This window comes from Streptomyces sp. NRRL S-1022, from assembly GCF_000720135.1.
In the GTDB taxonomy this organism is placed as follows: Bacteria; Actinomycetota; Actinomycetes; order Streptomycetales; family Streptomycetaceae; genus Streptomyces.
Map to the genome: position 1 here is coordinate 12,473 of NZ_JOIU01000028.1, position 20,287 is coordinate 32,759.

The following is a 20,287-nucleotide window of genomic DNA, read 5'->3' on the forward strand; positions in this document are numbered from 1 at the left end:
GACGGGCGGGGTGGTGGCGGGGAGGGTGCGTGGGCGGGTTCGCGGTCGGGGAGTCCGGTTTCCTGCTGGACGGGCGGCCGGTGCGGCTGCTGTCCGGGGCGCTGCACTACTTCCGGGTGCACGAGGCGCAGTGGGGGCACCGGCTGGCGATGCTCCGGGCGATGGGCCTGAACTGCGTGGAGACCTACGTCCCGTGGAACCTGCACCAGCCGCGCCCGGGGGCGGTGCGGGACGTGGGGGCGGTCGGCCGGTTCCTGGACGCGGTCGGGGCGGCGGGGATGTGGGCGATCGTGCGGCCGGGGCCCTACATCTGCGCCGAGTGGGAGAACGGCGGGCTGCCGGCGTGGCTGACGGGCGAGCCGGGCACGCGCGCGCGGACACGGGACGAGCGGTATCTGGGCCACGTCCGGAACTGGTTCCGGCGGCTGCTGCCCGAGATCGTGCCCCGCCAGATCGACCGCGGCGGCCCGGTGGTGCTGGTGCAGGTGGAGAACGAGTACGGCAGCTACGGCAGTGACACCGGCTATCCGGCGGAGCTGGCCGGCCTGCTGCGCGCGGAGGGGGTCACCGTTCCCCTCGTCACCTCGGACGGACCCGAGGACCACATGCTGACCGGGGGCTCGCTGCCCGGGGTGCCGGCCACGGTGAACTTCGGCTCCCACGCGCGCGAGGCGTTCGCCGCACTGCGCCGCCACCGTCCCGTGGGCCCGCTGATGTGCATGGAGTTCTGGTGCGGCTGGTTCGACCACTGGGGCGGCGAGCACACCGTACGGGATCCGGCCGGGGCCGCCGGGGCGCTGCGGGAGATCCTGGAGTGCGGGGCGTCGGTGAACCTCTACATGGCCCACGGGGGCACCAGTTTCGGGGGCTGGGCGGGCGCCAACCGGGGCGGCGCGCTGCACGAGGGGCCACTGGAGCCGGACGTGACCTCGTACGACTACGACGCGCCGGTGGACGAGTACGGCAGGCCCACGGAGAAGTTCCGGCTGTTCCGCGAGGTGCTGTCGGCGTACCACCCCGGTCCGCTGCCGGACCTGCCGCCGCGGCCCGCCGTGCTGGGCGCCCCGGCCGAGGCCCGGCTCACCGGCTGGGCGCCCCTGGCCGGGGTGCTGGAGGCGCTGGGCGGCCCGGAGACGTTCGCCCCGGTGCCGCCGACGTTCGAGGAGCTGGACGTGACCCGGGGATTCGTGCGCTACACGGTGGACGTGCCGGGACCGCGGCAGCCGTACCCGCTGGCCGTGCGCGGGCTGCGGGACCTCGCCGTGGTGTACGTCGACGGGGAGCGGGCGGGGGTGCTCACCGAGGAGGAGCCGGTGCTGCAGGAGCCCGTCGCGGGCCCCGCGCGCGTGGAGCTGTGGGTGGAGTCCCTGGGGCGGGTGAACTACGGGCCGCGGCTCGGCGAGGCGAAGGGCGTCACCGGCGGCGTCCTGCACGAGCGGCAGTACCTGCACGGGGCCCGCGCGCGGGGCCTGGATCTGGACGCGTTCGTCGGCGGGGTGGCCGCGGTGTCCTTCGGTGTGCCGCCCCGGGAGGGGGCGCCGGGGCTGTACCGGGGCTGGGTCACGGTCCGCGGGGCCGGGGACGCCCGGCTGGAGCTGCCGGGCGGGACCCGTGGCTTCGCCTGGGTCAACGGCTTCAACCTGGGCCGCTACTGGTCGGCGGGGCCCCAGCGGTCGCTGTACGTGCCCGGGCCGGTGCTGCGGGAGGGCGTGAACGAGGTGTGGCTGCTGGAGCTGGACGGGGGCGGACCGGGGCCGTCGGCGCCACGCCTGCTGCCCGTGTGACCGGCCGTCCGCCCGGGCCGCCCGCCCCTACAGTGGAGACAGGTTCCGGCGTCTTTGGGGGTGCCGACGTGGTGAACGGCGGAGCGGTCCGGCACGGCTACCCGCACCTGGAGACGGTGCGGGCCGCCGTCACCGCGCTGTACCGGCGGCTGTCCCGTGACACCGTGGAGACGTTCTCCGTCAGCGTGGCCCCCGCCGACGTGGCCTTCTGCGACACCGACGACCTGTACCTGGGGGCGCAGCGGGTGGCGCGGGAGATCGTGCGGCACTTCCGGCTGCCGGACGCGCGGCTGATCGTCGGTTTCCGGGAGATGACCCACGCGGCGAACGTCGAGCTGGCGGCGGGCCCGGAGTACTTCGTCGAGCTGAACGACCGGTTCCGCACGCACCGCGGGGACATCGGCGCGGCCCTCGCCCACGAGGTGGCGCACGTCTACCTGCACCGTCTGGACCTGTCCTTCCCCACCACGGCGGAGAACGAGATCCTGACGGACACGGCGACGGCCTACCTGGGTGCGGGCTGGCTGCTGCTGGACGCCTACCGGGAGGACGGGGTGTCGTCGCAGAAGCTCGGCTACCTCACCCCGGAGGAGTTCGGGTACGTCCTGGCCAAGCGGGCGCTGCTGTTCGGCGAGGACCCGTCCCCGTGGTTCACCAGTCCGCAGGCCTACGTTGCCTACGGCAAGGGCCTGGACCTGGCCCGCCGGGACGGGCGGCAGCCGCCGCTGACCGGGGCCGGCTGGGCGGGCCGCCGCCGCTACGCCCACGACCGCCGGCACGCCGGGACCGCCGCGCCGGCAGCCGGCTACTCCTTCGCCCCCGACAGCGGCGGCCGCCTCCGGGTGAGCTTCCCGTGCCCGACCTGCCACCAGCGGATCAGGGTGCCGGTACAGGGGCGGGTACGGGCGCGGTGCGGGCTGTGCCGGACGGTGCTGGAGTGCGACACGTAACCGGGCCCGCCCCCGGTCCGTCCGGCCCGGCCCGCCGAGGAGGACGGTGTCAGCCCTCGTGCTCCGGCACCGCCCGGCGGGGCAGGACCGCGCACAGCACCGCGAACGCCCTCACGACCCAGGGCATCGCCTCGGACAGCGCCTCGCCCAGCCCCTCCCCCGCGGCCCCGGAGAACACCGTGCCGATCACCGCCGCGCCCAGCGCGCCGCCGAACGGGTCGGCGTCGGTGAGGAGGCCGCCGAGCAGCAGTCCGACCCCCGAGGCGAACCCCGCGACGGCGCCGCACCTCCCGAAGGCGGCGCCGCGCTCCTTGCCCTGGAACAGGGTGCGGAAGGAGCCGATCACCTGCGGGACGCGCACGACCGCCAGGACGCCCTGGACCGCCCGGGCGGCGATCAGCTGGCCCGGTGCTGGCGCCGGTCAGGCGCCAGGGCACCCCGAGGGGGGGCATCCGCGGGGTCGCTCACGCCCCGTACACCCGGCCCGGCGGCTCCGCCTCCGCCAGCAGCCGCCGGGCCGCCTCCCCCGCCTCGGCCGGTGTCCAGCGGGCTCCCCGGTCGGCGGTGGGGCCGGGGCGCCAGCCCTCCATGACGGTGATCCGGCCGCCCTCCGCCTCGAACACCCGCCCGGTCACCCCCGTGCTGCCGGCCGAGCCGAGCCAGACCACGAGCGGGGAGACGTTCTCGGGTGCCATGGCGTCGAAACCGGCGGCCGGTGCCGTCATGGCCGCGGCGAAGACACGTTCCGTCATGCGGGTGCGGGCGGCCGGCGCCACGGCGTTGACCTGCACGCCGTAGCGGGCCAGTTCGGCCGCCGCGACCAGGGTGAGACCGACGATCCCGGCCTTGGCGGCGCTGTAGTTGCCCTGCCCGACCGAGCCGAGCAGGCCGGCCCCGCTGCTGGTGTGGACGACCCGGGCCACCGGGGTGCGGCCGGCCCCGGCCTCGGCGCGCCAGTACGCGGCGGCGTGCTTCAGCGGCAGGAAGTGGCCCCTGAGGTGGACGCGGATCACGGCGTCCCAGTCGTCCTCCCCGAGATTGACCAGCATCCGGTCGCGCAGGAAACCGGCGTTGCTGACGAGGGTGTCGAGCCGGCCGTAGGTCTCCACGGCGGTGCGGACCAGGCCGGCCGCGCCCGCGCCGGTGGCGATGTCGGCGCCGTGGGCGACCGCGTCACCGCCCGCCGCCCGGATCTCCGCCACGACGGCGTCCGCCGGCCGCTCGGCGTCCGGCGCGCCGTCCAGCGCGACGCCCAGGTCGTTGACGACCACCTTCGCACCCTCGGCCGCGAAGGCGAGCGCGTGCGCCCGGCCGAGCCCGCGACCGGCGCCGGTGACGGCCACGACCCGGCCCGAACAGATTCCGTCCGTCCTCGCGCGCACGCTCATCTCAGCTCTCCCTGCCGGTGCTCGGGACTTCGGGGATGTGCGGTCCGGCGGTGGCCGCGTCCAGGAACGCCGGCCGCTCCCCGCCTCCGTGGACGTGCAGGCTCGCCCCGCTGATGTAGGCGGCGGCGCCGGAGGCGAGGAAGACGGCGGCGGCACCGATGTCGGCGGGGAGGGCCAGGCGGCCCAGCGGGACGGTGCGGGCGACGGCGGCGACACCGTCCGGGCCGCCGTAGTGCAGGTGGGTCAGGCCGGTGCGGACCATGCCGACGACCAGCGTGTTGACCCGGACCTCCGGCGCCCACTCCACGGCCATGGAGGCGGCCAGGTTCGCGAGCCCCGCCTTGGCCGCGCCGTAGGCGGCCGAGCCGGGCGAGGGGCGGCTCCCGCTGACGCTGCCGACCATCACGATCGAGCCCCTGCTGCGCCGGAGGTGGTCGTAGGCGGCGAGGGACGCGGTGAGCGGGGTGATCAGGTTCAGCTCGACCACCTTGGCGTGCCGTTCGGCGTCGGCGTCGGCGAGGCGCCGGTAGGGGGTGCCGCCCGCGTTGTTGACGAGCACGTCCAGCCGGGGGAGTGCCGCGAAGAAGGACCGGACGGCGGGCGGGTCGCGCAGGTCGAGCGGTGCGAACTCGACGCCGGGCAAGGGCTGTTCGGGAGGACGGCGGGCGCAGGCCAGGACCCGGGCGCCCGCCTCTGCGAAGGCCCGGGCGATCCCCGCGCCCACCCCTCGGGTGCCGCCGGTGACCACCACGGTGCTGCCGCGCAGTGCAGCGCCGCCAGGCGCGTCGTCCACAGGCGCGTCGTCCACAGGCGCGTCGTCCACAGCCGCGTTGTCCACAGCCGCGTTGTCCACAGGGCCTCCCGCTCGTCTGCGCCGACTGCTAGCTTCGAAGCCTCGCACCTAACAAATGTTTGGTGGAAAGGTAGCTGATGCGCCCATGGGTGTCTCCTGTTCGTCCCCGGAAAAGGGGATTTCCGTAGTGACCGTCGACTACCCGCCGGTCAACGCGCTGCCGGTGCGCGGCTGGTTCGCCCTGGCCGACGGCGTGCGCGCGGCCGGCCGGGACCCGGGGATCCGCTGCGTGGTCCTGGCCGCCGAGGGGCGCGGGTTCAACGCGGGCGTGGACATCAAGGAGATACAGGCGGCCGGCCAGGAGGCGCTGATCGGCGCCAACCGGGGGTGCGCGGAGGCCTTCGCGGCGGTCTACGACTGCGAGACACCGGTGATCGCGGCGGTGCAGGGCTTCTGCCTGGGCGGCGGGATCGGCCTGGTGGGCAACGCGGACGCGGTGGTGGCGAGCGAGGACGCGGCCTTCGGGCTGCCCGAGCTGGACCGGGGCGCGCTCGGCGCGGCGACCCATCTGGCCCGGCTGGTGCCGCAGCACCTGATGCGCGCGCTGTACTACACCGGGCGCACGGCGAGCGCCGCCGAACTGCACGCGCACGGCTCGGTGTGGCGGGTCGTGCCGCGCGCGCAGCTGCCGGGGGCGGCGCTGGAGCTGGCCCGGCAGATCGCCGCGAAGGACGGGGGGCTGCTGCGCATGGCCAAGGCCGCCATCAACGGCATCGATCCGGTCGACGTGCGCCGCAGCTACCGCTTCGAGCAGGGCTTCACCTTCGAGGCCAGCCTCGGCGGAGTGGCCGGCCGGGTCCGCGACACGTTCGGACGTCAGGGGAAGGAGGGAGCGTAGATGGCCGACAAGACGATGACCGCCGACGAGGTGGTGTCCCGGCTGGCGAGCGGGATGACCCTCGGCATCGGCGGCTGGGGCTCACGCCGCAAGCCGATGGCGCTGGTCCGGGCGCTGCTGCGGTCCGGCATCGGCGATCTGACGGTCGTGGCGTACGGCGGCCCGGACGTCGGCATGCTGGCCGCCGCCGGCCGGATCCGCAGGCTGGTCACCGCGTTCGTCACCCTGGACTCCGTTCCGCTGGAACCGCACTACCGGGCCGCGCGCGAGCACGGCGGCCTCGCGCTGACGGAGATCGACGAGGGGATGTTCCAGAGCGGGCTGCGCGCGGCGGCACAGCGCCTGCCCTTCCTGCCGGTGCGGGCGGGGATCGGCTCGGACGTCATGCGGGCCGGCCCGGAGCTGCGGACGGTGACGTCGCCGTACGCGGACGGGGAGACGCTGGTGGCGATGCCCGCGCTGCGGCTGGACGCGGCCCTGGTGCACGTCCACCGCGCCGACCGGCTGGGCAACGGCCAGTACCTGGGCCCGGAGCCGTACTTCGACGACCTGTTCTGCGAGGCGGCGGACGCGGCCTACGTCTCCTGCGAACGGATCGTGGACACGGCCGAGCTGACCCGGGCGGCCGGCCCGCAGTCGCTGCTGCTCAAGCGGCTCGCGGTGACGGGTGTGGTGGAGGCGCCGAGCGGTGCGCACTTCACCTCCTGTGCCCCCGACTACGGCAGGGACGAGGAGTTCCAGCGGTGGTACGCGACCACGCCCTGGCCGGAGTTCGCCGCACGCTTCCTCGGCGCGGACGAGGCCGCCTACCGGGCGGCGGTCGAGGACTGGCGGACGGAGCGGGAGCGATGAGCGCCACCCGCGCCGAGTACTGCGTGATCGCCTGCGCCGAGGCCTGGCGCGACGCCGGGGAGGTGCTGGCGAGCCCGATGGGACTGATCCCGTCGCTGGGCGCGCGGCTGGCCCGGCTGACGTTCGCGCCGGACCTGCTGCTGACCGACGGCGAGGCCCTGCTGGTCCGCCCGGACGGCACCCCGGAGGGCTGGCTGCCCTACCGGCATCACCTGGAGCTGGTGGCGGGCGGCCGGCGGCACGTGATGATGGGCGCGAGCCAGCTCGACCGGCACGGCAACCAGAACATCTCCCGCATCGGCGACCGGGCGCGGCCCCGCAGGCAGCTCCTCGGGGTGCGCGGGGCACCGCTGAACACGCTGAACAACCCGGTGAGTTACTGGGTCCCCAGACACTCCCGGCGGGTGTTCGTGGAGCGGGTGGACATGGTGTGCGGGGTGGGGTACGACCGGGCGGCCGGCCTGGGTGCCGCGGCCCGGTTCCACCGCATCGCCCGGGTCGTCACTGACCTCGCCGTGCTGGACTTCGCGACCCCCGACCACTCGATGCGGCTGGTCTCGGTGCATCCGGGGGCGAGCGTGGAGCAGGTGCGGGAGGCGACGGGGTTCGAGCTGGCCGTGCCGGACGGGGTGCCGTACACCCGGGAGCCCGGGGCGGCGGAACTGCGGCTGATCCGCGAGGTGCTGGACCCGGTGGGGGCGCGCACGCGCGAGGTGCCTCAGGGGGCGGGGGGCTGATGGAGACCGCGCTGACCCGGCTGGTCGGGGTCCGCCATCCGATCGTGCAGACCGGGATGGGCTGGGTGGCCGGGCCCCGTCTGGTCTCGGCGGCGGCGGACGCCGGCGCCCTCGGCATCCTGGCCTCCGCGACGATGACGCTCGACCAGTTGCGCGACGCGATCAGACAGGTACGGTCCCGGACCGGGGCGCCGTTCGGGGTGAACCTGCGGGCCGACGCGGGTGACGCGCCGGACCGGGTGCGGATCCTGGTGGAGGAGGGCGTCCGGGTGGCCTCCTTCGCCCTGGCCCCCTCCCCCGGGCTGATAGCCGAACTGAAGGCGGCGGGCGTGGTGGTGATCCCGTCCGTCGGGGCCCGGCGGCACGCCGAGAAAGTGGCGGCCTGGGGCGCCGACGCGGTGCTCGTGCAGGGCGGCGAGGGCGGCGGGCACACCGGTGAGGTGGCCACGAGTGTGCTGCTGCCGCAGGTGGTGGACGCGGTGCGGATACCGGTGGTCGCGGCGGGCGGCTTCTTCGACGGGCGGGGCCTGGTGGCGGCGCTGGCCTACGGGGCGGCCGGGGTGGCGATGGGCACGCGGTTCCTGCTCACCTCCGACTCGACGGTGCCGGACGCGGTGAAGGCCCGGTATCTGGCGGCGACGGTCCAAGACGTCACCGTGACCCGGGCGGTGGACGGCCTGCCGCACCGGATGCTGCGCACCGATCTGGTGGCGGCGCTGGAGCGGTCGGGCCGGATACGCGCCTTCGCGCACGCGGTGCGGCGGGCGGCCGGTTTCCGGCGGCTGTCGGGGCTGACCTGGCGGCAGCTGGTCCGTGACGGCCTCGCACTGCGGCACGGCAAGGAGCTGTCCTGGAGTCAGGTGCTGCTCGCCGCCAACACGCCGGTGCTGCTGAAGTCGGCGATGGTGGACGGCCGGACGGATGTGGGGGTGATGGCGGCGGGGCAGGTCGCCGGGGTGATCGACGACCTGCCGTCGTGCGCGGAGCTGGTGGAGCGGATCATGGGGGAGGCGCAGGAGGTGCTGGCCGCGCTGGCGGGGCTCAGAGCCGTTCGATGATCGTCACGTTGGCCTGGCCGCCGCCCTCGCACATGGTCTGGAGGCCGTAGCGGCCGCCGGTGCGTTCCAGTTCGTGCAGCAGGGTGGTCATCAGCCGGGCGCCGGTGGCGCCGAGGGGGTGGCCGAGGGCGATCGCGCCGCCGTTGACGTTGACCTTGGCGGGGTCGGCGCCGGTCTCCTTCAGCCAGGCGAGGACGACCGGCGCGAAGGCCTCGTTGATCTCCACGAGGTCGATGGCGTCGAGGGTCAGGCCGGTCTTCTTCAGGGCGTGCGCGGTGGCCGGTATGGGCGCGGTGAGCATGCGGATGGGGTCCTCTCCGCGTGCGGAGAGGTGGTGGACGCGGGCGCGGGGGCGCAGGCCGTGGTCCCGGACCGCCCGTTCGGAGGCGAGCAGCAGGGCCGCGGCCCCGTCGGAGACCTGGGAGGAGCAGGCGGCGGTGACGGTGCCGCCGTCGAGGACGGGCCGCAGCGCGGCCATCTTCTCCAGGGAGGTGTCCCGGCGCGGGCCCTCGTCCACGGTGACCTGGCCGCAGGGGATGGTCTCGCGGTCGAAGCGGCCGGTGTCGATCGCCCAGATCGCGCGCCGGTGCGAGCGCAGGGCGAACTCCTCCTGTGCGGCGCGGCCGATGCCCCACTGCGCGGCGATCGTCTCGGCGCCGGCGAACTGGTCGACGGGCCGGTCGCCGTAACGGGCGCGCCAGCCGGTGCTGCCGAGGAAGGGGCCGTCGGTCAGGCCGAGGGGGACGGCTGCCTGCCGGGAGGCGAAGGCGATGGGGACCTGGGACATGTTCTGCACCCCGCCCGCGACCACCAGGTCCTGGGTGCCGGAGAGCACGGCCTGTGCGGCGAAGTGCACGGCCTGCTGGGAGGAGCCGCACTGGCGGTCGACGGTGACGCCGGGTACCTCCTCGGGGAGGCCGGCGGCCAGCCAGCTGGTGCGGGCGATGTCGCCGGCCTGCGGCCCGACCGTGTCCAGGCAGCCGAAGACCACGTCGTCCACGGCGGCCGGGTCGATCCCGGAGCGCTCCACCAGTGCGGTGAGCACCCGCGCGCCCAGGTCGGCCGGGTGGACCGCGCGCAGTCCTCCCCCGCGCCGCCCGACCGGTGTGCGGACCGCTTCGACGATGTAGGCCTCGGCCATGGCAACTCCCTCTGACGGAAAGGGGCTATTCGCGTACGGCGATCCCGTCCAGCACCATCGACAGGTACTGGCGGGCGATCTCCTCGGGGCTGTGCCGGCCGCCGGGCCGGTACCAGGAGGCGGCGACCCACACGGTGTCGCGCACGAACCGGTAGGTGAGCCGGACGTCGAGGTCGGCGCGGAAGGCCCGCTCGGCGACCCCGCGTCGCAGCGTGTTCAGCCACGCCTTCTCGAACCGGCGCTGGGACTCGGCGAGGAAGGCGAACCGGTCCTGGGCGACGAGCTGTTTGCTCTCCTTCTGGTAGATCGCGACGGCGGCGCGGTGCCGGTCGATCTCCCGGAAGGACTCGGTGACCAGCGCCTCCAGCGTCTCGCGGGGTCCGAGTCCGGAGGCGAGGACGGTGTCGTAGCCGTCCCAGAGCTCGTCGAGGAAGGTCCGCAGGATCTCTTCGAGCATCGACTCCTTGGAGTCGAAGTGGTAGTAGAGGCTGCCCGCGAGCATCCCGGCGTGGTCGGCGATCCGGCGGACGGTGGTGGCGTTGTAGCCGTGCTCGGCGAAGACCTCGGCGGCGGTGTTGAGGAGTTCTCCGCGCCGGGCCGCTGCCGCGGTCACCTGGGGCTTCTTCTTGGTCGGCACGCACCCATTGTGGTCTGCTCCGCTGCTCAGGGGTGCTGGCTGCTGACGGCGACGACCTCGCCGGTCATGTAGGAGGAGTAGCCGGAGGCGAGGAAGACGATCACGTTGGCCACCTCCCAGGGCTGTGCGTACCGCCCGTAGGCCTCCCGTTCGGTCAGTTCGGCGAGGAGTTCGGCGGAGGTGACCTTCGCCAGGTGCGGGTGCATGGCGAGGCTGGGGGCGACCGCGTTTACGCGCACGCCGTAGGCGGCGGCCTCGACGGCCGCGCACCGGGTCAGCGCCATCACGCCGGCCTTGGCGGCGGCGTAGTGGGCCTGTCCGGCCTGGGCGCGCCAGCCGACGACGGAGGCGTTGTTGACGATGACCCCGCCGCCGGTGCCGCGCATGGCGCGCAGGGCGGCCCGGGTGCAGCGGAAGGTGCCGTTCAGGGTGACGTCCAGCACCCGGGACCACTGCTCGTCGGTCATGTCGACGAGGTCCGAAGTGCCGCCGAGCCCGGCGTTGTTGACGACGACGTCCAGCCGCCCGTGCGCGGCCACGGCCGTCTCGAACAGGGCCCGCACCTGGGTCTCGTCGGTGACGTCGCACGGCAGCGCGGTGACCGCGCCGGGGAACCGGCGGCCCAGTTCGGCCTCGTGCTCCTTCAGCCGGCGCGGGTGGGCGTCGCTGAGGAGCACCCGGGCGCCCTCCTCCAGGAAGCGGCGTGCGGTGGCCCCGCCGATGCCGGTGCCGGCCGCCGCGGTGACGACGGCGGTGCGCCCGCGCAGCAGTCCGTGCCCGGGGACGTAGGCCGGGCTCTCGACGCCTGTCATAGGGCCACGCTAACCTACCAAACACTTGTTAGGGAAGGTGACCGGCACGGAAGGAAGGCGGTGCGGCGTGGACCTGACCCACTCTCCGGCCGACGAGGAGTTCCGCGCCGAGGCCCGGGCCTGGCTGCGCGCGCACGTCCCGCGCTCGCCGCTGCCGTCCCTGGAGACGGAGGAGGGCTTCGCGGCCCACCGCGCGTGGGAGGCCGAACTGGCCGCGGACCGCTGGTCGGTGGTGTCGTGGCCGGAGCGGTACGGCGGGCGGGACGCCGGACTGCTGCGCTGGCTGGTGTTCGAGGAGGAGTACTGGGCGGCAGGCGCGCCGGGCCGGGTCGGCCAGAACGGCATCAGCCTGCTCGCGCCGACCCTGTTCGCGTACGGCACGCAGGAGCAACGCGCGCGCGTGCTGCCGCCGACGGCGACCGGCGAGGTGGTCTGGGCGCAGGCCTGGTCCGAGCCGGAGGCGGGCTCGGACCTCGCCGCGCTCACCTCCCGGGCGGTGCGGACGGCCGGTGGCTGGCGGTTGCGCGGGCAGAAGACGTGGTCCTCGCGCGCCGCGTTCGCCGACCGGGCCTTCGGGCTGTTCCGCAGCGACCCGGCGGCACCGAGACCGCACCAGGGGCTGACGTACCTGATGTTCGACCTGCGGGCCCCCGGCGTCACCGTCCGTCCGATCGGCCGCCTGGACGGCAAGCCGGCCTTCGCCGAGCTGTTCCTTGACGACGTGTTCGTCCCGGACGAGGACGTGATCGGCGAGCCGGGCCAGGGCTGGCGGATCGCGATGTCCGCGACGGGCGACGAACGCGGGCTCACCCTGCGCTCCCCCGGCCGTTTCCTCGCCTCCGCCGCGCGGCTGCGCGAACTGTGGCGGGCCCAGGGCTCGCCCGGGCACGCCCGGACGCGGGTGGCCGACGCGCTGATCGCGGCCCGCGCCTATCAGTTGTTCGCCTACGCCGCCGCCTCCCGGGTCCTGGACGGCGACCGGCTCGGCCCCGAGTCCAGCATGAACAAGGTGTTCTGGTCCGAGCTGGACCTCGCGCTGCACGAGACGGCGCTCGACCTGCTGGGCGCGGAGGGCGAACTCGCCGACGGCGCCTGGTCCGAGGGGTACGTGTTCGCCCTGGCCGGCCCCATCTACGCGGGCACGAACGAGATCCAGCGGGACATCGTCGCCGAGCGGCTGCTCGGCCTGCCGAAGGGACGCCGCTGATGCGTTTCCTCCTGGACGCCGAGCAGCGCGCCTTCGCCGGCGCGCTGCACGCGATGCTGAGCGCGGCGGACACCCCGGCGGTGATCCGGGCCTGGGGCCGCGGCGACCACACCCGCGGGCGTGCCCTGTGGTCGCGGCTCGCCGAGGCGGGGGTGTTCGGACTCGCGGTGCCGCGGAAGTACGGCGGACTGGGCCCGCTTCCGGTGGACCTGGCCGTCGCCTTCGTGGAGCTGGGGCGGCACGCGGTGCCCGGCCCGCTCGCGGAGACGGTCGGGGCGGCCGTACTCCTCGAAGAGCCCGCGCCGGCCCGGCGGTTCCTGCCCGGGCTCGCGGCCGGGGCGGTCCTGGCGACCGTGGCGGCGCCCGGCGGCTACGCCGTCGACGGGGACGCCGCCGGCTTGCGCCTGTGCCCGGCCCCCGACGGGCTGTACCTGGCCACGGCGGACCCCGGCCCGGTGCGCCGCTCCCTGGATCCCGCGCGCCGGCTGACCCGGCTCACCCCCACCGGTGAACCGCTCGGCCGGGACGCGCCCTACGACCGGGCGCTGACCTGGATGCGCCTGGCCACCGCCGCCCAGGCCCTCGGTGCCGGCCTCGCCCTGCTCGACCGGACCGTCGCCCATGTCCGCCGGCGCACGCAGTTCGGGGTCCCCATCGGCTCCTTCCAGGCCGTAGGGCACCGCCTGGCCGACGCGAAGACGGCCCTGGAGTTCGCCCGCCCGCTGGTCTTCGGCGCGGCACTGTCGCTGCGCCCGGCGGAGGTGGCCGCCGCCAAGCTCACGGCGTGCGAGGCGGCGTACCGGACGGCCCGTACGGCACTGCATCTGCACGGCGCGATCGGCTACACGGCGGAGTACGACCTGTCGCTGTGGCTCACCAAGGCGCGGGCCCTGCGCTCGGCGTGGGGTACACCCCAGGAGTGCCGGGACCTGGTGCTCGCGGCCGGGCTCTAGGAGGCGGCCGGCACGGTCGGGGCACCGGGTACGACGCCCGCGGCGCGCGCGGCCGACAGCCACGCCGGGAACTCGCCGACGAGCCGGTCGTACAGCTCGGCGTCGGAGACCCGGCGCGGGTCCCGGCCCGCGTGGAAGAAGCCGGCGTTGTCCACGACCCGCTTGCCGGGGACGGCCAGCTCGTCCAGCTTCCGCAGGAACTCGAACTGCCTGCTGTCCGGGTCGCCGAAGCCGACGAACTGCCAGAAGAGGGGGAGCCGGGCCGCCTTGCAGAGATGGCGTTCGGCGGCCGGCTTGCTGGTCGGGCCGCCGTCGGTCTGGAAGACGACGAGGGCGGGGTCGGTGGCGCCGCTGTCCAGGTAGTGGTCGATGACGGCGTCCATGGCCAGGTGATAGCTGGTCCTGCCCATGTGCCCGAGCCCGGCCACGATCCGCTCGATGCGGCCCTCGTGCCCGTCGAGGGCGATGTCGGAGACCGCGTCGACGTCCGTGGAGAAGAACACCACCGGCACGCGCCCGTCGTCGTCCAGGTGCGCGGCGAGCCCCAGCACCCGGTCGGCCAGCGCCTGCACGCTGCCGTCCCGGTAGTACGGCCGCATCGAACCCGAGCGGTCCACCACGAGGTAGACGGCGGCCCGCAGCCCGTCGAGGCCGTGTTTGCGCAGGGACACGCCCGCGGACCGGTACGCGCCGGCGAGCGCGGGCGCGGTCTCCTCCACCTTGCGCAGGCTGATCGCGGCCATGGCTCCCCCTCCGCGTGCGGACATGCAACGACGCCTGCCCGGGTCCGGTCGGGGACGGGGCAGGCGTCGTCAGTGTTCCGTACGCCGTTGTACGGGACGTCCTCAGGGGTGCCGTCAGACCGCCAGGGCGCGGTCCGTCGGGCGGATCGGGGCCGGCAGGTCGCTGGCTCCGGTCAGGAAGCGGTCGACTCCGCGGGCGGCCGAGCGGCCCTCCGCGATCGCCCACACGATCAGGGACTGGCCGCGGCCGGCGTCACCGGCGACGAACACACCCGGCACGTTGGTCTGGAAGTCGGCGTCGCGGGCGATGTTACCGCGTTCGTCGAGGCCCAGGCCGAACTGCTCCACCAGGCCGTTCTCCCGGTCGGTGCCGGTGAAGCCCATGGCGAGGGTGACCAGCTGGGCGGGGATCCTGCGCTCGGTGCCCGGCTTCGGGGTCAGCTTGCCGTCGATGAACTCCACCTCGGTCAGGTGCAGCCACTGGACGTTGCCGTCCTCGTCGCCCTCGAAGTGGGTGGTGGAGACGGAGTAGACCCGCTCGCCGCCCTCCTCGTGCGCGCTGGTGACCTTGTAGAGCATCGGGAAGGTCGGCCAGGGCTGGTTCACCGGGTGCCGCTCGTCGTTCGGGCGGGGCATGATCTCCAGCTGGGTGACGGAGGCCGCGCCCTGGCGGTGGGCGGTGCCCACGCAGTCCGCGCCGGTGTCGCCGCCGCCGATGACGACGACGTGCTTGCCCTCGGCCGAGATCGGCGCGGTGACGTAGTCGCCCTCCTGGACCTTGTTGGCCAGCGGCAGGTACTCCATCGCCTGGTAGATGCCCTTGAGCTCGCGGCCCGGCACCGGCAGGTCCCGCGCGGTCGTGGAACCGGCGGCGATCACGATCGCGTCGTACCGCTTCTTCAGGTCGCGCGCGTTGATGTCGCGGCCCACCTCCACACCGGTGCGGAAGCGGGTGCCCTCCGCGCGCATCTGCTCGATACGGCGGTTGATGTGCCGCTTCTCCATCTTGAACTCGGGGATGCCGTACCGGAGGAGGCCTCCGATGCGGTCCGCGCGCTCGTAGACGGCGACCGTGTGGCCGGCCCGGGTCAGCTGCTGGGCGGCGGCGAGACCCGCCGGGCCCGAGCCGATGACCGCGACCGTCTTGCCGGACAGGCGCTCGGGGATCTGCGGGGCGACGTCCCCGGTCTCCCACGCCTTGTCGATGATGGAGACCTCGACGTTCTTGATGGTCACCGGCGGCTGGTTGATGCCGAGCACGCACGCCGACTCGCAGGGGGCCGGGCAGAGGCGACCGGTGAACTCCGGGAAGTTGTTGGTCGCGTGCAGGCGTTCCTGGGCGGCGGCCCAGTCCTCGCGGTAGGCGTAGTCGTTCCACTCGGGGATCAGGTTCCCCAGCGGACAGCCGTTGTGGCAGAACGGGATGCCGCAGTCCATGCAGCGGCTGGCCTGCTTGCTGATGATCGGCAGCAGGGAGCCGGGGACGTAGACCTCGTTCCAGTCCTTCTTGCGCTCTTCGACGGGACGGGTCCTGGCGACCTCACGGCCGTGGTTCAAGAAGCCCTTCGGGTCAGCCATTGATCGCCGCCTCCATCATCTTCTCGGTGATCTCGGTCTGGGACAGACCGGCTCGCTCGGCGGCGTCCTTGGCGGCGAGCACTGCCTTGTACGTGCTGGGGATGATCTTGCTGAACCGCTGCACGGCCGCTTCCCAGTCGGCGAGCAGCTTCCCGGCGACGGTCGAGCCGGTCTCCTCGGCGTGGCGGCGCACCACGTCGTGCAGCCACTGCTCGTCCGTCTCGTCCAGCGCCTCGACCGACTCGGCGTTGCCGATGTTGACGTTGTCGCGGTCGAGGTCGATGACGTAGGCGATACCGCCGGACATGCCCGCCGCGAAGTTGCGGCCGGTCGGGCCGAGGACGACCGCGTGACCGCCGGTCATGTACTCGCAGCCGTGGTCGCCCACGCCCTCGGAGACAACCAGCGCGCCGGAGTTGCGGACGCAGAACCGCTCACCGGTGCGGCCGCGCAGGAACAGCTCGCCGCCGGTGGCGCCGTAGGCGATGGTGTTGCCCGCGATGGTCGAGTACTCGGCGAGGTGGTCGGCGGCCCGGTCCGGGCGGACGACGATCCGGCCGCCGGACAGGCCCTTGCCGACGTAGTCGTTGGCGTCGCCCTCCAGGCGCAGCGTGACACCGCGCGGCAGGAACGCGCCGAAGGACTGGCCGGCCGAGCCCGTGAAGGTGATGTCGATGGTGTCGTCGGGCAGGCCCGCACCGCCGAACTTCTTCGTCACCTCGTGGCCGAGCATGGTGCCGACCGTGCGGTTGATGTTGCGGATGGCGACCTGGGCGCGCACCGGCTGGGCCTCGGTCGCGTCGTCCGCGGCGAGGGCGTCGGCGGCGAGCTTGATCAGCTCGTTGTCCAGGGCCTTCTCCAGACCGTGGTCCTGGGTGGCGATCTGGTGGCGGACGGCGCCCTCGGGCAGGTCCGGCACGTGGAACAGCGGCTTCAGGTCCAGGCCCTGCGCCTTCCAGTGGTCGACGGCGCGCTCGACGTCCAGCACCTCGGCGTGCCCGACGGCCTCCTCGATGGAGCGGAAGCCCAGCTCCGCGAGCAGTTCGCGGACCTCCTCGGCGATGAACCGGAAGAAGTTCACCACGTGCTCGGCCTTGCCGGCGAAGCGCTCGCGCAGGGCCGGGTTCTGGGTGGCGATGCCGACCGGGCAGGTGTCGAGGTGGCAGACGCGCATCATCACGCAGCCGGAGACGACGAGCGGGGCGGTCGCGAAACCGAACTCCTCGGCGCCGAGCAGCGCGGCGATGACCACGTCACGGCCGGTCTTCAGCTGGCCGTCGGTCTGCACCACGATCCGGTCGCGCAGGCCGTTGAGCAGCAGGGTCTGCTGGGTCTCGGCGAGGCCCAGCTCCCAGGGGCCGCCCGCGTGCTTCAGCGAGGTCAGCGGGGAGGCACCCGTGCCACCGTCGTGGCCGGAGATCAGGACCACGTCCGCGTGCGCCTTGGAGACACCCGCGGCGACCGTGCCGACACCGACCTCGGAGACCAGCTTCACGTGGACCCGCGCCTGCGGGTTCGCGTTCTTCAGGTCGTGGATCAGCTGGGCCAGGTCCTCGATGGAGTAGATGTCGTGGTGCGGCGGCGGGGAGATCAGGCCCACGCCCGGCGTCGAGTGACGCGTCTTCGCGACCCACGGGTAGACCTTGTGGCCGGGCAGCTGACCGCCCTCGCCGGGCTTGGCGCCCTGGGCCATCTTGATCTGGATGTCGTCCGCGTTGACCAGGTACTCGGAGGTCACGCCGAAGCGGCCGGAGGCCACCTGCTTGATCGCCGAGCGGCGCGCCGGGTCGTACAGGCGCTCCGGGTCCTCGCCGCCCTCACCGGTGTTGGACTTGCCGCCCAGCTGGTTCATGGCGATGGCGAGGGTCTCGTGCGCCTCCTTGGAGATGGAGCCGTACGACATCGCGCCCGTGGAGAAGCGCTTGACGATCTCGGAGACCGGCTCGACCTCCTCGACCGGGATCGGGCGGCGGCCTTCCAGACCCGTCTTGAAGCCGAACAGGCCGCGCAGCGTCATCAGGCGCTCGGACTGCTCGTTCACGCGGGAGGTGTACTTCTTGAAGATGTCGTAGCGGCCCGCGCGGGTGGAGTGCTGGAGGCGGAAGACCGTCTCCGGGTCGAACAGGTGCGGCTCGCCCTCGCGGCGCCACTGGTACTCGCCGCCGATCTCCAGCGCGCGGTGCGCGGGAGCGATGCCGGAGGCGGGGTAGGCCTTGGCGTGGCGGGCGGCGACCTCCCGGGCGATGACGTCGATGCCGACGCCGCCGATCTTGGTGGCGGTGCCGTTGAAGTACTTCGTCACGAAGGCCTCGTCCAGGCCGACGGCCTCGAAGACCTGGGCGCCGCGGTAGGAGGCGACGGTGGAGATGCCCATCTTGGACATGACCTTCAGGACGCCCTTGCCGAGGGCGTAGATCAGGTTCTTGATGGCCTTCTCGGGCTCCAGGCCGTTCAGGAAGGTGCCCGCGCGCAGCAGGTCCTCGACGGACTCCATGGCCAGGTACGGGTTGACGGCGGCGGCGCCGTAGCCGATGAGCAGGGCGACGTGGTGGACCTCGCGGACGTCGCCGGCCTCGACCAGCAGGCCCACCTGGGTGCGCTGCTTGGTGCGGATGAGGTGGTGGTGGACGGCCGCGGTGAGCAGCAGCGACGGGATCGGCGCGTGCTCGGCGTCGGAGTGGCGGTCCGACAGGACGATCAGGCGGGCGCCGTTCTCGATCGCCGCGTCGGCCTCGGCGCAGATCTCCTCGATGCGCGCGGCGAGCGCGTCACCGCCGCCGGAGACCCGGTACAGGCCGGACAGGGTCGCGGCCTTGAAGCCGGGCATGTCGCCGTCGGCGTTGATGTGGATGAGCTTGGCCAGCTCGTCGTTGTCGATCACCGGGAACGGCAGGGTGACCGAGCGGCAGGAGGCGGCCGTCGGGTCCAGCAGGTTGCCCTCCGGGCCCAGCGACGAGCGCAGGGAGGTGACCAGCTCCTCGCGGATCGCGTCCAGCGGCGGGTTGGTGACCTGCGCGAACAGCTGGGTGAAGTAGTCGAAGAGCAGCCGCGGGCGCTCGGACAGGGCCGCGATCGGCGAGTCCGTGCCCATGGAGCCGATCGGCTCGGCGCCGCTGCGGGCCATCGGGGCGAGGATGACGCGCAGCTCCTCCTCGGTGTACCCGAAGGTCTGCTGGCGGCGGGTGACCGAGGCGTGCGTGTGGACGATGTGCTCGCGCTCGGGCAGGTCGCCCAGCTCGATCTCGCCGGCCTCCAGCCACTCGGCGTACGGCTTCTCGGCGGCCAGGGACGCCTTGATCTCGTCGTCCTCGACGATGCGGTGCTCGGCGGTGTCGACGAGGAACATGCGGCCGGGCTGCAGGCGGCCCTTGCGAACGACCTTGGCCGGGTCGATGTCGAGGACGCCGACCTCGGAGCCGAGGACGACGAGGCCGTCGTCGGTGACCCAGTAGCGGCCGGGGCGCAGACCGTTGCGGTCGAGCACGGCGCCGACCTGGGTGCCGTCGGTGAAGGTGACGCAGGCGGGGCCGTCCCAGGGCTCCATCATCGTGGAGTGGAACTGGTAGAAGGCGCGCCGGGCCGGGTCCATGGAGGCGTGGTTCTCCCAGGCCTCCGGGATCATCATCAGCACCGAGTGCGGCAGCGAACGGCCGCCCAGGTGGAGCAGCTCCAGCACCTCGTCGAAGGAGGCGGAGTCGGAGGCGTCCGGCGTACAGACCGGGAAGACGCGGTCCAGCTTCTCCTGCGGGCCGAACAGGTCGGAGACCAGCTGCGACTCGCGGGCGACCATCCAGTTGCGGTTGCCCTTGACGGTGTTGATCTCACCGTTGTGCGCGACGAAGCGGTACGGGTGTGCGAGCGGCCACGACGGGAAGGTGTTCGTGGAGAACCGGGAGTGCACGAGCGCGATCGCGGAGGCGAAGCGGCGGTCGGACAGGTCCGGGAAGAAGGGCTCCAGCTGGCCGGTGGTCAGCATGCCCTTGTAGACGATCGTGCGCGCGGACAGGGAGGGGAAGTACACCCCGGCCTCGCGCTCGGCGCGCTTGCGCAGTACGAAGGCCCGGCGGTCCAGCGCGATGCCCTCGCTGGCCCCTCCCCCGGACTCCGTCCGGGAGGCGCCCCCAGTGACGAAGATCTGCCGGAACACCGGCATGGTGGAGCGGGCGGTGGCGCCCAGCAGCTCGGGAGCGACCGGGACCTCGCGCCAGCCGAGGACGGTGAGGCCCTCCTCGGCGGCGATCGTCTCGATACGTGAGACGGCGTCCTCGGCGCCCTGCTCCGGCAGGAAGGCGATGCCCACCGCGTAGGCACCGGCGGCGGGGAGGTCGAATCCGGCCACTTCACGGAAGAAGGCGTCCGGCACCTGGGAGAGGATGCCCGCGCCGTCGCCGGAGTCGGGCTCGGAGCCGGTGGCACCCCGGTGCTCCAGGTTGCGCAGGACGGTGAGGGCCTGCTCGACCAGGGTGTGGGACGCCTCGCCGGTGAGGGTGGCGACGAAACCGACGCCGCACGCGTCGTGTTCGTTGCGGGGGTCGTACATACCCTGCGCAGCAGGGCGAGCATCCATGAACGACCAGTTCTGGCCGTTCTCGGAGTGCTGGGACGGCTGGCGCGGCGTACGCATCGGCTCTCCCGTCGTCGTCATGTGGCATGTGGCAGGTGCCGAGGGACGACGTTGGCCCTCTGCGTGAGATCTGCGATGAGATCAAAATTTCGTGCAGGTTACATGATGGAGCGATTCTCGGGAAGCGGATAC

At 73.6% G+C, this 20,287-nt stretch carries 17 protein-coding genes; 8 read left to right on the forward strand and 9 right to left on the reverse strand.

Features of this window, described 5'->3' with window-relative positions:
• Positions 1-29 precede the first annotated feature (29 nt).
• Together IG05_RS0133330 and IG05_RS0133335 are read left to right on the forward strand one after the other, a co-directional pair.
• Positions 30-1,784: a glycoside hydrolase family 35 protein gene (locus IG05_RS0133330; RefSeq protein WP_030347793.1), complete on the forward strand. Its 1,755-nt coding sequence runs from the start codon at positions 30-32 to the stop codon at positions 1,782-1,784.
• A gap of 68 nt (positions 1,785-1,852) precedes the next feature.
• Positions 1,853-2,734 (forward strand): hypothetical protein, encoded by an 882-nt coding sequence (locus IG05_RS0133335; protein WP_030347794.1) that lies wholly within the window; start codon positions 1,853-1,855, stop codon positions 2,732-2,734.
• 49 nt (positions 2,735-2,783) lie between these two features.
• Here IG05_RS0133335 and IG05_RS49585 read toward each other — a convergent pair whose 3' ends face one another.
• From IG05_RS49585 to IG05_RS0133350, 3 genes are all read right to left on the reverse strand, one after another.
• Complete coding sequence (locus IG05_RS49585; RefSeq protein ID WP_030347795.1) at positions 2,784-3,095, reverse strand: hypothetical protein; 312 nt, start codon at positions 3,093-3,095, stop codon at positions 2,784-2,786.
• A 103-nt stretch (positions 3,096-3,198) separates the two neighbouring features.
• Positions 3,199-4,122: an SDR family oxidoreductase gene (locus IG05_RS0133345; RefSeq protein WP_030347796.1), complete on the reverse strand. Its 924-nt coding sequence runs from the start codon at positions 4,120-4,122 to the stop codon at positions 3,199-3,201.
• Position 4,123: 1 nt separating this feature from the next.
• A complete protein-coding gene (locus tag IG05_RS0133350; protein WP_030347797.1) occupies positions 4,124-4,888 on the reverse strand; it encodes an SDR family oxidoreductase in 765 nt (254 codons plus the stop codon).
• A 172-nt stretch (positions 4,889-5,060) separates the two neighbouring features.
• Between IG05_RS0133350 and IG05_RS0133355 the strand changes: the two genes are divergently transcribed.
• From IG05_RS0133355 to IG05_RS0133370, 4 genes are read left to right on the forward strand one after another with little or no spacing between them, the layout of a single operon-like run.
• On the forward strand, positions 5,061-5,813 hold the full coding sequence (locus IG05_RS0133355; RefSeq protein ID WP_030347798.1) for an enoyl-CoA hydratase family protein: 753 nt from the start codon (positions 5,061-5,063) through the stop codon (positions 5,811-5,813).
• Positions 5,814-6,665 carry a CoA transferase subunit A gene (locus IG05_RS0133360; RefSeq protein ID WP_030347799.1) on the forward strand — a complete coding sequence of 284 codons (852 nt, stop codon included), beginning with the start codon at positions 5,814-5,816 and terminating at the stop codon, positions 6,663-6,665. It abuts the gene before it with no gap.
• Positions 6,662-7,402 (forward strand): CoA-transferase subunit beta, encoded by a 741-nt coding sequence (locus IG05_RS0133365; RefSeq protein ID WP_030347800.1) that lies wholly within the window; start codon positions 6,662-6,664, stop codon positions 7,400-7,402. Before IG05_RS0133360 ends, IG05_RS0133365 begins: the two co-directional genes overlap by 4 nt.
• A complete protein-coding gene (locus IG05_RS0133370; protein WP_030347801.1) occupies positions 7,402-8,460 on the forward strand; it encodes an NAD(P)H-dependent flavin oxidoreductase in 1,059 nt (352 codons plus the stop codon). The genes IG05_RS0133365 and IG05_RS0133370 overlap by 1 nt, the downstream gene beginning before the upstream one ends.
• Here IG05_RS0133370 and IG05_RS0133375 read toward each other — a convergent pair.
• The 3 genes from IG05_RS0133375 to IG05_RS0133385 are packed head-to-tail and all read right to left on the reverse strand — an operon-like array spanning position 8,444 to position 11,050.
• Positions 8,444-9,601, reverse strand: coding sequence for an acetyl-CoA C-acetyltransferase (locus IG05_RS0133375; RefSeq protein ID WP_030347802.1), 1,158 nt, complete (start codon positions 9,599-9,601; stop codon positions 8,444-8,446). The two genes, IG05_RS0133370 and IG05_RS0133375, sit on opposite strands and share 17 nt — an antisense overlap.
• A 25-nt stretch (positions 9,602-9,626) precedes the next feature.
• Positions 9,627-10,238, reverse strand: coding sequence for a TetR/AcrR family transcriptional regulator (locus IG05_RS0133380; RefSeq protein ID WP_030347803.1), 612 nt, complete (start codon positions 10,236-10,238; stop codon positions 9,627-9,629).
• Positions 10,239-10,264: 26 nt separating this feature from the next.
• Positions 10,265-11,050: an SDR family oxidoreductase gene (locus IG05_RS0133385; protein WP_030347804.1), complete on the reverse strand. Its 786-nt coding sequence runs from the start codon at positions 11,048-11,050 to the stop codon at positions 10,265-10,267.
• A 67-nt stretch (positions 11,051-11,117) separates the two neighbouring features.
• Between IG05_RS0133385 and IG05_RS0133390 the strand changes: the two genes are divergently transcribed.
• Positions 11,118-12,257, forward strand: a complete 1,140-nt coding sequence (locus tag IG05_RS0133390) for an acyl-CoA dehydrogenase family protein (RefSeq protein WP_030347805.1) — start codon at positions 11,118-11,120, stop codon at positions 12,255-12,257.
• On the forward strand, positions 12,257-13,210 hold the full coding sequence (locus tag IG05_RS0133395; protein ID WP_030347806.1) for an acyl-CoA dehydrogenase family protein: 954 nt from the start codon (positions 12,257-12,259) through the stop codon (positions 13,208-13,210). Before IG05_RS0133390 ends, IG05_RS0133395 begins: the two co-directional genes overlap by 1 nt.
• Here IG05_RS0133395 and IG05_RS0133400 read toward each other — a convergent pair.
• The 3 genes from IG05_RS0133400 to gltB form a co-directional block, all read right to left on the reverse strand.
• The gene (locus tag IG05_RS0133400; RefSeq protein ID WP_030347807.1) at positions 13,207-13,953 is read right to left on the reverse strand and encodes a vWA domain-containing protein; all 747 of its coding nucleotides are present in this window, start codon (positions 13,951-13,953) and stop codon (positions 13,207-13,209) included. The genes IG05_RS0133395 and IG05_RS0133400 overlap by 4 nt on opposite strands.
• A 114-nt stretch (positions 13,954-14,067) precedes the next feature.
• Positions 14,068-15,531 (reverse strand): glutamate synthase subunit beta, encoded by a 1,464-nt coding sequence (locus IG05_RS0133405; RefSeq protein WP_030347808.1) that lies wholly within the window; start codon positions 15,529-15,531, stop codon positions 14,068-14,070.
• Positions 15,524-20,071 carry a glutamate synthase large subunit gene (gene gltB / locus IG05_RS0133410; protein ID WP_030347809.1) on the reverse strand — a complete coding sequence of 1,516 codons (4,548 nt, stop codon included), beginning with the start codon at positions 20,069-20,071 and terminating at the stop codon, positions 15,524-15,526. The genes IG05_RS0133405 and gltB overlap by 8 nt, the downstream gene beginning before the upstream one ends.
• Positions 20,072-20,287 lie beyond the last annotated feature (216 nt).